11 protein-coding genes are annotated in these 12,802 nt (G+C 65.3%); 9 read left to right on the top strand and 2 right to left on the bottom strand.

Going from position 1 to position 12,802, the window contains the following annotated elements:
• Positions 1 to 247 precede the first annotated feature (247 nt).
• The 9 genes from rpmH (at position 248) to AB0N80_RS02390 (ending at position 10,912) form a co-directional block, all read left to right on the top strand.
• Entirely contained in the window at positions 248 to 385 is a 138-nt protein-coding gene (gene rpmH, locus AB0N80_RS02430; protein ID WP_005054680.1) for a 50S ribosomal protein L34, read from the top strand.
• Between the two features lie 8 nt (positions 386 to 393).
• Entirely contained in the window at positions 394 to 732 is a 339-nt protein-coding gene (gene rnpA / locus AB0N80_RS02425; protein ID WP_315994124.1) for a ribonuclease P protein component, read from the top strand.
• On the top strand, positions 729 to 1,085 hold the full coding sequence (gene yidD, locus AB0N80_RS02420; RefSeq protein ID WP_315994125.1) for a membrane protein insertion efficiency factor YidD: 357 nt from the start codon (positions 729 to 731) through the stop codon (positions 1,083 to 1,085). The genes rnpA and yidD overlap by 4 nt, the downstream gene beginning before the upstream one ends.
• 2 nt (positions 1,086 to 1,087) lie before the next feature.
• Positions 1,088 to 2,161 carry a membrane protein insertase YidC gene (yidC, locus tag AB0N80_RS02415; protein ID WP_315994126.1) on the top strand — a complete coding sequence of 358 codons (1,074 nt, stop codon included), beginning with the start codon at positions 1,088 to 1,090 and terminating at the stop codon, positions 2,159 to 2,161.
• Between the two features lie 15 nt (positions 2,162 to 2,176).
• Positions 2,177 to 2,680, top strand: a complete 504-nt coding sequence (locus AB0N80_RS02410) for a R3H domain-containing nucleic acid-binding protein (protein ID WP_315994127.1) — start codon at positions 2,177 to 2,179, stop codon at positions 2,678 to 2,680.
• Between the two features lie 8 nt (positions 2,681 to 2,688).
• Complete coding sequence (gene rsmG, locus AB0N80_RS02405) at positions 2,689 to 3,318, top strand: 16S rRNA (guanine(527)-N(7))-methyltransferase RsmG (RefSeq protein ID WP_363577361.1); 630 nt, start codon at positions 2,689 to 2,691, stop codon at positions 3,316 to 3,318.
• A gap of 5,288 nt (positions 3,319 to 8,606) precedes the next feature.
• Positions 8,607 to 9,527, top strand: a complete 921-nt coding sequence (locus tag AB0N80_RS02400) for an AAA family ATPase (RefSeq protein WP_315994129.1) — start codon at positions 8,607 to 8,609, stop codon at positions 9,525 to 9,527.
• Positions 9,527 to 10,492 carry a ParB/RepB/Spo0J family partition protein gene (locus AB0N80_RS02395; protein WP_315994130.1) on the top strand — a complete coding sequence of 322 codons (966 nt, stop codon included), beginning with the start codon at positions 9,527 to 9,529 and terminating at the stop codon, positions 10,490 to 10,492. Before AB0N80_RS02400 ends, AB0N80_RS02395 begins: the two co-directional genes overlap by 1 nt.
• Positions 10,493 to 10,561: 69 nt before the next feature.
• The gene (locus AB0N80_RS02390) at positions 10,562 to 10,912 is read left to right on the top strand and encodes a tryptophan synthase subunit alpha (RefSeq protein ID WP_315994131.1); all 351 of its coding nucleotides are present in this window, start codon (positions 10,562 to 10,564) and stop codon (positions 10,910 to 10,912) included.
• A gap of 505 nt (positions 10,913 to 11,417) precedes the next feature.
• On the opposite strand, the gene trxA is transcribed toward AB0N80_RS02390, so the two are convergent.
• Together trxA and trxB are read right to left on the bottom strand one after the other, a co-directional pair.
• Positions 11,418 to 11,741, bottom strand: coding sequence for a thioredoxin (gene trxA / locus AB0N80_RS02385; protein WP_315994132.1), 324 nt, complete (start codon positions 11,739 to 11,741; stop codon positions 11,418 to 11,420).
• Positions 11,742 to 11,803: 62 nt separating this feature from the next.
• Positions 11,804 to 12,790, bottom strand: coding sequence for a thioredoxin-disulfide reductase (gene trxB / locus AB0N80_RS02380; RefSeq protein ID WP_363388344.1), 987 nt, complete (start codon positions 12,788 to 12,790; stop codon positions 11,804 to 11,806).
• Positions 12,791 to 12,802 lie beyond the last annotated feature (12 nt).

The following is a 12,802-nucleotide window of genomic DNA, read 5'->3' as shown; positions in this document are numbered from 1 at the left end:
AACCTGTGGATAACTTCCGGGGCCACGCTAGTTCGCGGCTCTCGCGGAGCAAAATCCACTGTAGGACCCGGCCGCGTGTCTTTGCCATGCTTGTGGACAACGCCTGGGGATAATAGGCGGTCGGCCGCCCGGTTTGAGTTAACGGCGCGCGCGACGTAGCCTTAGTCGGTTGACTTATGCCTATACGGCAGTCCCGACCCCGTCCCCGGCAGAAGAGCATCGGGCGACACCACCTCCGGAGTGACCCATGAGCAAGCGCACCTTCCAGCCCAACAACCGCCGCCGCGCCAAGAAGCACGGCTTCCGCGCCCGCATGCGTACGCGTGCCGGCCGCAGCATCCTTTCGGCGCGTCGCGCCAAGGGCCGTACCGAGCTCTCGGCCTGACAGACCCGGTGCTCGCGAAGCCGAACCGACTCACCCGCGGATCGGACTACAAAGCCACAGTCCGACGGGGTTCTCGTTGTGCCGGAGCGCACACGATCACCTACGTCGGCTCGTCGGCCGAGACCGAATCGCCTCGCTTCGGCTTCATCGTGAGCCGACAGGTCGGCTCCGCTGTCACCCGCAACACCATCCGCCGCCGTCTCAAGGCGGTGTGCGCCGAGGCGCTCCCGTCCATCCGCGGGGGCGCCTCGATCGTCATCCGTGCACTTCCCTCCGCCGCCACGATCGACTACGCGACTCTTCGCGCCGACGTGGTGAGGTGCCTCGAACGAAAAGCGTCAGCATGAGCGCTTCGACACTCCCGACGTCCTCTACGGGGTCCGGTCGTTTCCGAGTGGATGCCGTCCTGGCATCCGTTCCGCTCCTTCCGCGTAACGCGGGGCTCGCGCTTCTGCACGCCTATCGCTCGACGATCTCGCACGTCTACGGCGACGTGTGCAAGTACTACCCGTCCTGCTCCGCCTATTCGGTGGGCGCCGTGCAGCAGCACGGACTCGTGAAGGGCATCGCGTTCACCGCGGCCCGTCTCGCACGGTGTCATCCCTGGGCTCAGGGTGGCATCGACGACGTCCGTCCTCACCGGGCCTTCCGCCACGAACTCACTCGGCACGGATTCGTCGTGCCCGCCCGAAAGGACTGATCGTGCAATTCGATCTCATTGGGACCATCCTCTGGCCGCTGAAATGGGCGGTCGAGCTCGTGCTGGTGGGCTGGCACGCGCTGTTCACGGCCCTCGGCATGCCGCCGGCGGCCGGTCTGACATGGGTGCTGTCGATCATCGGCCTGGTGCTGATCGTCCGCGCGGCGCTCATCCCGCTCTTCGTCAAGCAGATCAAGAGCCAGCGCAAGATGATGGAGATCGCTCCCGAGCTCCGCAAGGTGCAGGAGAAGTACCGGGGCAAGCGCGACCAGCTCTCGCGTGAGGCGATGAGCCGCGAGACGATGGCGCTCTACAAGAAGCACGGCACGACCCCCGTGTCCAGCTGCCTGCCGCTGCTGGTGCAGATGCCGATCTTCTTCGCCCTGTTCAGCGTGCTCAACGACGTGTCGAAGCACGCAGCGAGCGGTGTCGGCGGTGTGGGGCTGCTCACCCCCGAACTCACGACCGAGTTCTACGACGCGCGTCTGTTCGATGTGGCATCCATGCACGTGAACCTGGTCACCGCGTGGAGCCAGCCCGATGGACAGGTCACCGTCGCGATCCTTCTGACGTTGGTCGTGCTCATGATCGGCTCGCAGTTCTTCACCCAGCTGCAGATCATCTCGAAGAACCTGTCGCCCGAGGCCAAGACCGGTCAGGCGTACCAGATGCAGAAGATCATGCTCTACATCCTGCCGCTGGCCTTCATCTTCTCGGGTGTCTTCTTCCCGCTCGGCGTCGTCATCTACTGGTTCGTCAGCAACCTGTGGACGATGGTGCAGCAGTTCGTCGTCATCCGCGAGATGCCCACGCCGGGCTCGGACGCCGCCAAGGCCCGCGAAGAGCGCCTGGCCCGCAAGGGCAAGGCGATCGATTCCTCCGGCAAGGTCGTCCCGATCGAGAAGTACGAGGCGGAACAGCAGCGTCTCCTCGAGGAGGCCGAGCGCGCCCGCGCCGCAGCTCCGAAGCGCCAGCAGCCCGTGGGCAAGCAGCGTGCGAAGAAGCAGCAGTCCGCCAAGAACACCGGTGCCGCGGGTGGACCCGCCGGCAGCCCCGGCTCCTCCCCCGCTTCCTGACATCCGGAGATCACGATGACGACGTCCGATCAGATCGCCCCCGACCAGACCGCCGCCACCGAGGAGCAGCTCGAGCAGGAAGGCGATATCGCCGCCGACTACCTCGAGGGTCTTCTCGACATCGCCGACATCGACGGCGATCTGGCCATGGATGTCCGGGCCGGTCGCGCCTACGTCTCCGTTGAGGCGGAGGACACCGCCGCGCTCGCGAGCCTGTCCCACCCCGACACGGTCCAGGCGCTGCAGGAGCTGACCCGACTGGCCGTGCAGAACTCGACGGGTCGCTTCTCGCGGCTCATCCTCGACATCGGAGGATCTCGTGACGCGCGGCAGCGCCAGCTCGAGACCCTGGTGGACCGTGCGATCGCGCGGTTGGACGAGGGTGCGTCGCAGGCGTCGCTGCCGGCGATGTCGAGCTATGAGCGCAAGCTCGTGCACGACATCGCCGCGGACCGCGGGTATTCGTCGGAGTCGTTCGGCGAGGGAGCCGATCGTCACACCGTGCTGCGCCGCGGCTGAGGCCGGACATGCCGGATCAGCTCGAGAACGAGCCGGCCGTCGCCGCGTCGATCTTCGGCGAGAACATCGAGCGTGCTCGGCGGTTCACTCAGAACCTCGCGCGGCACGGCGAAGAGCGCGGGTTGATCGGTCCACTCGAGGTCCCTCGCCTGTGGACACGTCATATCCTGAACAGCGCGATCGCGGCGCCCTACTTCCACGGTCGGGCCGTCGACGTGGGTTCGGGGGCGGGTCTTCCCGGGCTGGTGCTGGCGATCGCCCGACCGGACGTCGCGTGGACCCTGATCGAGCCCATGGAACGCCGTACGGCATGGCTGTCCGAGCAGGTCGATGAGCTGTCCCTCTCAAACGTCACCGTGGAACGGATGCGCGGCGAGGAGTGGACCGGCGGTCGTGTCTTCGATGTCGCCACCGCTCGCGCGGTGAGCGCTCTTCGTACCCTGCTCCCCTTCACCGCGCCGCTCGTTCGACCTCAGGGACGTCTGGTATTTCTCAAGGGCGCCAACGTCAGTGCGGAGCTGGAAGCGGCGTCGAAGCAGGTGCGGAAGTTCGGGCTGGAGGACGTGTCGATTGAGGTGGTCGGGGAGGGCGTGCTCGACGAGCCGACGCGGGTATTCGTGGCGACCGTGTCGCACTGAGAAGCTCATAATTCAAAAAAACGCTTCTGATCAGGAATTTAGTGGGTCAGTTATATTGCCTTTCGTCTGACGTAGGGTTTGTCGCTCCCTCTTGTTGGGCCTGAGTGGTGTCGTGTCTCATACGGACTTCGACCAGTTGAACCTCAATCTGTCGACGTTCCGATGATCGTCACATCGGTCCAGACGCCGGCCGTGAGGGGTGCAGGCGGAGTACGGGTTCTGCGAGTGTGCCGGCTTGTCTGTTGTGGGCGGTCGCGTTAAAAGCCGCACGTGTCCGAACGTGGACCGGTGGCGCTTGTCGAGGGATCGCGCGCCCACACGCTGGCCGGGCGTCGGGTCCCTGACCGCGTGACCCACTCCGAGCGGGTTGTTCGATCGTCTGCGTCGAGCGAGGAAGGTCTGACCGGTCGGGCGTTTGCTCGCCGGAGCCGCGGCCTACCGCAGGTGCTTCGCCCTAGGCGGCCGAGAGGGATCTTGATCAAGTGTGGGCACATGGCTACTCCCCCGCCGCGGATCGTCCGGCTTCGCCTGCGTAGCCGGAACGAGGACCTCGGTGGCTATCGGTCGAGGCACTGCGCCGGGCACCATCGAGGAGTGAACAAGAGGGGGCCAGCTTCAAGCTCTTGTTCACTGCCGTGAAGACTTCGGTTCCGTCATGACAGCGGACTGTGCTCGGCGCGCGGTGAGGAAGAGAAGTGCTGGCATTCACACTCAGGGTGCTTTGATTCGAGGTCAGCTCGGCACCCGAGAACTGAACGTTGGGCCGGCGGCGCGCAGGAACTGGGCCTGGGCGTGACTCCCGATCTCCCCCGGTATGGCGCGTCAATCAATTTCTGTCCGTCTTCGAGAGACGGGCCGTTTCACGTGAAACAGAAGCTGTGGTGGGCCGGAGCGTGGGGCCGATGTCGACCGTGCGTTGAGTCGTGCCGGTTCTCGGGCTTTCACTCACCTCGTGAGGCCGGATGTCACGCGGCGACGGGTTTGGTTCGGCAGCCGAGCGAGGTCGCGACGATCTCCATCGAACGGTCTGCAACCGGGGGTTGCCCCCTGCACGTTGCCGGTGGTGAGGCGTGATGACGGAGCGGCGGGGCGCTTTGTGCTTTGCGGTCCGCGGCATGCGGGGCAGGTTCCGGTGGGATTCCGCCCGCCTTACGCCACGCTTTCCCCGGATGCCCTCGAGCTGTGTGACACGTGACACCCCTGAATGAGGAGACCCAGTCCCTGCTTTGCTGGGGGGTTTCCCCTCACCTCCACGCAGTGCAGTGCTTCGCGCCGGGACGAAAGAGAGAAGATTCGGCATCGGCCTGCGGTGTGTGGTGGCGAGCTCCGACGTGGAGCTCTCACGCGACATACGGGCGAGAACGAACGCGCCGCCGCACGTCCGCCAGATCATCGCTTTGGAGTTCCGCCGGCAACGGAGCGCGGGAGGGGTCGCCGAGACGCCGTGCCGAGACTCGGTGCCGAGACCCGTTCCCGGGACGTCGGCGGGGATCGTGGCTCGCTCCGTCGATTGGCCGTTAGATCGTGCTGGCGGCCGACCGCTCCTCCCCCGCGTGTGTTGGTTCCCCAACGGGCCGTGGGTGGCCTCCCAGGATGATTGCGGGTGGTGATTTCCGGGCTTTCCAGCGGCATCGGATGTCGTGGCTTGTCGGTGGGATTCCGTGGGGGCCTCGTGACGCGATCATGAGCGAAGCGCCCGTGCGGCTGGATCGGCGCAACCCCGGATAGACGCGACTGTTCAGAGGTGCGGCGCGACGTACGAGGTTGACGAGGTGCTAGCCATCTCCGGGCTATCTGCTGGCCCGCTGTGCCGCTTCAAGGCTAGGGCGCAGGGCGGGCGATCGGGCCGCCCGCTGGACGCCTCGACGACGGAATCGCTGCGCCCAGCGCTGCGGTCGAATCGGTCGGGATGGGCCTGAGGTCGATGGGAGTTCGCGGACGGGGTGCGCCCGTTCCGCCTCAACAGTTTTGTCTTCCCTCCGCCCCACGCCTGACGATGGCGCAAGACGCAGGAGGGAGAGCTGACACACTGCTGCGTCGAAGGTGCCAGAGATTCGGTGGTCGCAGATGCGATGAGGTGGTGGTCCGAGACGTTCGACGTCCGAAATTCTCGATATGCTCCGTCCCCATAGCCGGACAGCGGGTGACTATCTGGTCAGCTCACGGTAGTCACCTTGAGGCCGATGACGTGGCAATTCGGATTTCTAGAGTCACCTCCGGAATGTTTCACGTGAAACAGCGTGCGTTTCCCCACCCGAGCTGGCCATACGTCCCGTGTCGATGGACTGGAAAATACAAGTCGGGCGAGGCCGCGCTACAACCTCGTTGTTCGGCGTGCGTGGGAGCGAGTCTGTCGCGTGAAGGCTCCCCACCGGCGCGTGCGCGGGATTCCTTCGGTGTCGATCCGGAGCTGTTGCGAGGTGGAGCACCAGAGATCGACCCTTCACTCAGGCTCGTTGAACCGACCCCTCCGCGACTCCCCTCGATCCGCTTCAAACGTTCATGCGCCGCCGGCTCGACCACGAGCATGCGACCAGGGCGGGGCGAGTGCTGGTTGCCGGTCGTCCCCACGAGGGCCCATGGAGAGTCGTATCGCCCGGACCGACCCTCGGATCGCGCCTAAGTCCCGCCGGATGACGTGACCGTGCGCCGTGGCTGTCGCGCAGCGTTCCATGTGAAACATGGTCGCTCTCCCCCGACCTTGACACTCGTCACTCAACGAGTATCGGTGCAAGGGTTGTCCGGCTGGAGACCGCACGCGGACGGACGTGGATGCGCCAGTGTGAGGGGTGCGTGCCGGTGAGGGTAGGCCGCTGAATCTGTGCTGCCGGAGGGTCGGACGATTCCGTGAGTGCGAAGTTCGCGGCGGGTGCGCCAACCTCGGGGACATGGAGACAGTGAGCTGGTCCAATGGGTACACGATGCCGCCCGCGGTACGGCGGCGCTCAGGCTGCGGCAGCATCGACGAGATAGGACGAGCCTGAAAGCCGCCCTCACGGGATCGTCGAGAGTCTCGGAGGGGTGAGACCCGCATCACACGACAGACCCGATATGGGTCGGAGTGGGACGTCAGTAGGCCCCACCCGGGTAGTCTCCCGTCTCGCCGCTTCGTCGAGGTGAGACGCGCGACCGTGGCGCGCGCGGGAGGACGGAACCCGGACACGAGCGGTTTGGAGGTGCGTCGGTGACCTGCGTGGTCTCCCTCAGGGCGGCGTTTCGAGGCACAAGGCGAAGTCGTGGCCGCGGGTTCGCCACGATGGCGGCCGGTGTGGCGTTTCTGCCGCGGTGAGAGGTCAGGGATGACGGATGAATGAGAGGCCACGGACACAGTGGACGCCGTTCGCGCAGATGTCTCATCGTCATCTCTGTGTCGACGCGCGAGCTTGGCTGACGGAATGTCGGAACCGCGAGGCCAGCGCGTCAACGGTCACGTTCCGCGCTGTGACGGTAGGTGGGGCCATGTCCGGCGGCTGCTAAAGTGCCGCCGTCGAGCCGGGTGAGCAATTCGTTCGCTCCCCTTAAGTGTTGGCTGAATCCTGCATCTCTGGACCCGGGGGGCGGGCGGCGCGCGCTGGGCCGCCAGCTTCATGTGGGCGGGTTACGCGCGCGCGAGGTGTCACTCATGTGGCGTCGGCTGCCTTGCTCACCGTCCACCGATGGGGGGAACCCCCCCTTCCTATGGACTCCACCAGCTTTGCGGCTTGGTGGCATTGGGCAATGGTTAGCCGCTGCGACAGTCGCAGCTCGCGGAACAGGATGAGGGCGAAGAGACCCCACCAGGGTAAGGACCCGGACAATTTCATCGGCATGCTTCACACCGGCGTGCTGCGCTCAGTCAGTGCAGTGGTGTGAGACAAGAATCCTCGATCGGTCGATAGCACACCAATACACCTGGCGTGCACGGACGGGCGAAAACGTAGTGGCGGCGGATCGCGTCGAGCAAGACCCTTGAGAGGCCTACCACGTGCGCCAGCCGATGACTCTCTCCAGAAGACGACCAGACGCGCGGGCGCCCGCTACCCCAGCGCGTTTCACGTGAAACATCGCACCGGAGTGCACCGGGTGGTGACGCACAAATCCAGCTCGGTTCGTGACCTGCTCGTCGATCCTGAAGTGGGAGTGGCGAGGTGAGATGTCGACAAGCCATGCCGCGCGGTTAGCGGCGACTTCGTCGCTCGTGCCAACGTTTCACGTGAAACATCTCTGCATCACACCGTCTCCGATCAAGGGAGCTTGCGCCGCCTTCTCAACCTCGTCGTCGGCTACGTAGAGGGCGGGTCGTATCCCCAGAGATGCTCACACAGATCTTCCACGTGCTCGGGCGCCGTGGCGGACCAGACGCGATCACAGGTATGCCGGATCATTTAGGCGTAGTGATGATCCGTCCGGGTTTGACGAGTGATCGCATCCAGACTCCCCTACCGTGAACCGTCGCCTCTCGGTGAAAACTACAGCTCCGCGGAAAGACATGCTCGGAGCGTGGGTGGGTGCATCGATCACGGCGTAAACCTCCGGTGAATTGGTGCTCCACCCACCGACTTTCTGTCTGTGGCGCAGTTAGGCGTGCAGGCTGTACCAACAAACCGCCGTTCTGAAGGGGAGGTACTCGAGCCCACGCCCGCAATAGTGGCACGAGCCGGATTGATCGTCGACGTGCAGGAGTGGTCTTGCAGTGTCGCCGACTGAGGCGGAGCGCCCCGTGTGCGGCCCCTCCAGCGTGTAGCGCCTGAGTCTCGTGTCGACCGTTCACGCCACGCGTTTCAGCGCAGTGGGCAACCTCCCTTCCGGCAACCGGTGAGAGAGGTGCGGTCGAAGTCGTCCGGCAAGCAAACGCGCGTCGGTCTCACGAGACGCCACCAGACCGTCCGTTTCCGCTGAGCCCGATAACGGCTCATCGCGATCACCGCGCCGTGGGGTGCTTATCGGTACTGGAGTCGATGCTCGTCGAATGACGACGGGCGTCGATTGACGACGGGCGTCGATTGACGACGGGGCCGCGCCGGAGTCATCGCGCCTTACCGTGTCGGTCCATCGTCTGTGTGGTCCTTGTCAGGTACGTGGACGCGGCGGTGTCGGGAGGCTGAACGACGCACCCAGTAGGCACGTCGCGCCTGGCGTCCACACGGAGACAAGCAGTCGGCGCCGCTCATGCACCGTGGGGCTGAGCGGACGTTCTCGCCGCCACCTCAACTCCCGAACCGCCGAGCCTCGCCACGTCCATAAGTCATCGTGCAGCGCATATCGCGCGGGTAGACTGGGCAAGTTCGTGACGGAGAGGTGTGTTTCACGTGAAACAGTCCGATGAGGCGCCCGCGTCGTCCTTCTCACTCGACGACTCCCCCATCGCTCGCGAGATCGCCGATCTGTCTGCTCGTCGTCGCGCGCTAGAGGCCGCGAAGGTGGAGCTCTCGGGCCGCACGCGCGTGTTCACCGTGTCGAATCAGAAGGGCGGCGTCGGTAAGACGACCACCGCCGTCAATGTCGCCGCGGCTTTGGCATCCGTCGGAGCCCGCGTTCTCGTCATCGACCTGGATCCTCAAGGAAATGCGTCGACAGCGCTGGGTGTCGCACACACCGCCGACACCCCCAGCATCTACGACGTCCTGATCGACGAGTTCCCCCTCGCTGACATCATTCAGACGAGTCCGGAGTCGCCGAACCTACTTTGTGCTCCGAGCACCATTCATCTTGCCGGAGCGGAGATCGAGCTCGTTTCTCAGGTAGCGCGCGAGCACAGGTTGCGCGGCGCCCTGCGGGACTACTTGGCGATCGAGGACAACCATCTCGACTTCGTCATCATCGACTGCCCGCCCTCCCTCGGCCTGCTGACGATCAACGCCTTCACTGCAGCGGACGAGGTGATGATCCCCATTCAATGCGAGTACTACGCGCTGGAGGGTCTGAGCCAGCTTCTGGGTAGTGTGCAGATGATTCAGAAACACCTGAATCCGACGCTCCACGTTTCGACGATCCTGTTGACCATGTACGACGGGCGCACTCGCCTGGCCCAGCAGGTGGCCGAGGAAGTCCGCTCGCACTTCACCAGCGAGGTGCTCGACACGGTCATCCCACGTTCTGTCCGTGTCTCTGAGGCACCGAGCTTCGGGCAGACGGTCATCGCGTACGATGGCCAGTCAGCGGGCGCCATCGCCTACCGCGAAGCAGCGGTGGAGATCGTCGCACGAGACACCACGAAGAAGGGTTCCTGATGGCGAAGAGGACCGGACTGGGTCGCGGCATCGGCGCCCTCATCCCCACGGCGGAACCCTCGGAGGCGCGCCCTGTCGATGTGTTCTTCCCCGAGGGGAACGCGACCACGCAGAACGACTCCTCCGCGAACAATGGTGCTGCTGAGGACACCCTCGTCTCCGTCCCCGGCGCGCGGCTCGTGCACATCGATCCGAAGTCGATCGTCCCGAATCCTCGTCAGCCACGAACGCACTTCGATCCCGATGATCTCGCCGAGCTCATCCACTCCGTTCGTGAGTTCGGGGTTCTCCAGCCCGTCGTAGTCCGTGACAAGGGTGACGGTACCTACGAACTCATCATGGGCGAGCGACGCACGCGAGCCTCGCGCGAAGCCGGCTTGGAGACGATCCCCGCTGTCGTGCGTGAGACGGACGACGAATACCTGTTGCGCGACGCGCTTCTCGAGAACCTGCACCGTTCGCAGCTCAATCCCCTCGAAGAAGCCTCCGCGTATCAGCAGCTCCTCGAGGACTTCGGGATCACTCAGGAGGAGCTCGCGACGCGTATCGGGCGCTCCCGCCCACAGATCAGCAACACCATCCGACTTCTGAAGCTGCCGGTCCCGGTGCAGCAGCGAGTTGCGGCGGGAGTTCTGAGCGCGGGCCATGCTCGCGCGATCCTCTCCCTCGACGACGCCAAAGAGATGCAGAAGCTCGCCGACAAGATCGTGAACGAGGATCTGTCGGTGCGTGCCGCCGAGGCGGCCGCCAAGATGCCCGGTGTCGCCCCGGTCCGCCAGAAGCCGACCGCCGGATCGCGCCGTTCAGGACTCGACGACGTCGCCGATCGTCTCGGTGACCGACTCGACACGAAAGTGCGTGTCTCGCTGAGCGCTAAAAAAGGCCAGATCAGCATTGATTTCGCGAGCATTCAAGACCTCAACCGAATTCTTGCGGCACTCGGCGAGGAAAGCTACACCGGCTGATCCTCGCCGTGCATCCGCGGGGAGCGAACGGCCCCGGGCCCTGATGTCGGCGGTGCAACGTACGCTGGAATGGTGACCGCGAACGATGAGAACCTGCGCCGTCGCGCCAGCCTCGAGCTTCTGCGCGCCGAGGCGTCCGACGAACTGGCGGTGCTGATTCACGAGCGCCTGCGCGGTGGCGAAGACCCGTGGGACTTCATGGAAGACCTGCCCAGCGTCGATGAACTCGTCGTCTTGACTCTGCGAGCCGAGAACATCGCCGAGAACGGGGGCGTCCGCCCCAACAAGGCGCGCAACTACCGTGTGCTGCGCCAGATCGCTCTCGACTACCCCGCCCTCACGCGCGCTGTGTGGCGCATTCTGGGCGACGAAGAGCCGCACCGACGCTGGGACGCGTCGGTGCGTCTCGACGCGTCCTGAACGCCGCACACGCCGTTGCGAACGGCGACGGACGGGACGCCCTCGGCACGTCCGTCGTCTGATGGGTGGGGCCGAGGCCGCGGAGATGACGCCGGGCTCGACACGCCTCTGATGACTCCGACGGGCCCCCCGGATCGTTGAGCCTCGTGGTCACGCGCATCGCATGTGACCGAGCCGAGGGAGCTACGGTCCCGGCGCCGACAACGGCCTCCCCGCACGTCCTGATTCGACCGGCCGCGCTCCCGACGGTCCAGTCGCGATCGAGAAGACGTGCGGAGCACGGCATCCGGACGTCACGGCGTCCGACTCCCCCTGATCGATCATGCCGCGCGAGCACTCGCGAGCGGCTCGGGCGCGAGCGGCGTCTCGCCGGTCATCGTGTGGTCCATATGCCCACACGCGCCGACAGGCGGCATCCGGGCCTCACGAAAAGCACCACAGGAGTGCGGAGACGACGAGAGCCCTGACACCCAAGTGCCGGGGCTCTCGTCGTGCGAAGAGGGACTCAGCCGATGAACGGGGCCAGGTCCTGCTCGAGCGCGTACTTCGGCTTCGCGCCGATGATGGTCGTCTTGACCTCACCGCCGTGGAAGACCTTCATCGCGGGGATCGAGGTGATCTGGTACTTCATCGCGAGGTCGGGGTTCTCGTCGACGTTGAGCTTGAGGACGGTGATCTTGTCAGCGTTCTCGCTCTGGATTTCGTCGAGCACGGGCGCGACCATGCGACACGGTCCGCACCACTCAGCCCAGAAGTCCACGAGAACGGGTCCGTCGGCCTGCAGGACGTCCTGCTCGAAGGTCGCGGAGGTCGTCGCCTTGGCGGTCATGTGATTTCTCCTTAGATGAGATCGTCAGTGTGTGAAAACGCAGGTGAGTGCGTTTTTGTTCCTCAGACCACGGCGGCGTCGGGGAGGCCCTCGATCGGGCTCTCGGCGACGGCGGGCTCGCCGGCCTCCCCGCGAGCGGCGAGGAAGTGCTCCACGTCGAGAGCAGCCACCGTGCCGCTTCCGGCAGCCGTGATGGCCTGGCGGTACGTCGGGTCGATGACGTCACCGGCGGCGAAAACGCCCTCGACCGACGTGCGCGACGAGCGACCGTCGACCCAGATGGTGCCCTGGTCGGTGAGCTGCAGCTTGTCGTGCACGAGGTGAGTACGCGGGTCGTTGCCGATCGCGACGAACAGTCCGTCGAGGGGCAACTCGCGCGTGGTGTCGTCGATGGTGGAGCGCAGGCGAACGCCGTTCACAGCTTCGTCGCCGAGGATCTCGTCGACCGCGCTGTTCCAGATGAACTCGATCTTGGGGTTCGCGAAGGCGCGCTCCTGCATGATCTTCGACGCCCGCAGCGAGTCCTTGCGGTGGATGACGTAGACCTTCGACGCGAACTTCGTGAGGAAGTTCGCCTCTTCCATCGCGGAGTCGCCACCGCCGACCACGGCGATCGTGCGGTCGCGGAAGAAGAACCCGTCGCAGGTGGCGCACCAGGACACGCCACGGCCGGACAGGCGGTCTTCGCCCTCGAGGCCGAGCTTGCGGTAGGCCGACCCCGTGGCGTAGATGACCGAGACGGCCTCCTCCACCTTCCCGCTGCCGAGCGTGACCTTCTTGACCGGTCCGTCGAGCTCGAGCGAGACGACGTCGTCGTAGAGCACCTGCGCACCGAAGCGCTCTGCCTGCGCCTGCATCTTGGCCATGAGGTCAGGACCCTGGATGCCGTCGGGGAAGCCGGGGAAGTTCTCGACCTCGGTGGTGTTCATGAGGTCGCCGCCGGCTTCGACCGAGCTTGCGACGACGAGGGGCTCGAGGTTGGCGCGGGCCGCGTAGATCGCAGCCGTGTAGCCGGCCGGGCCGGATCCGATGATGATGACGTGACGCACGGTAGCGCGTTC

Source organism: Microbacterium sp. NPDC089188 (assembly GCF_040685155.1).
In the GTDB taxonomy this organism is placed as follows: domain Bacteria; phylum Actinomycetota; class Actinomycetes; order Actinomycetales; family Microbacteriaceae; genus Microbacterium; species Microbacterium galbum.
This window is presented reverse-complemented; position numbering and strand designations above follow the sequence as displayed.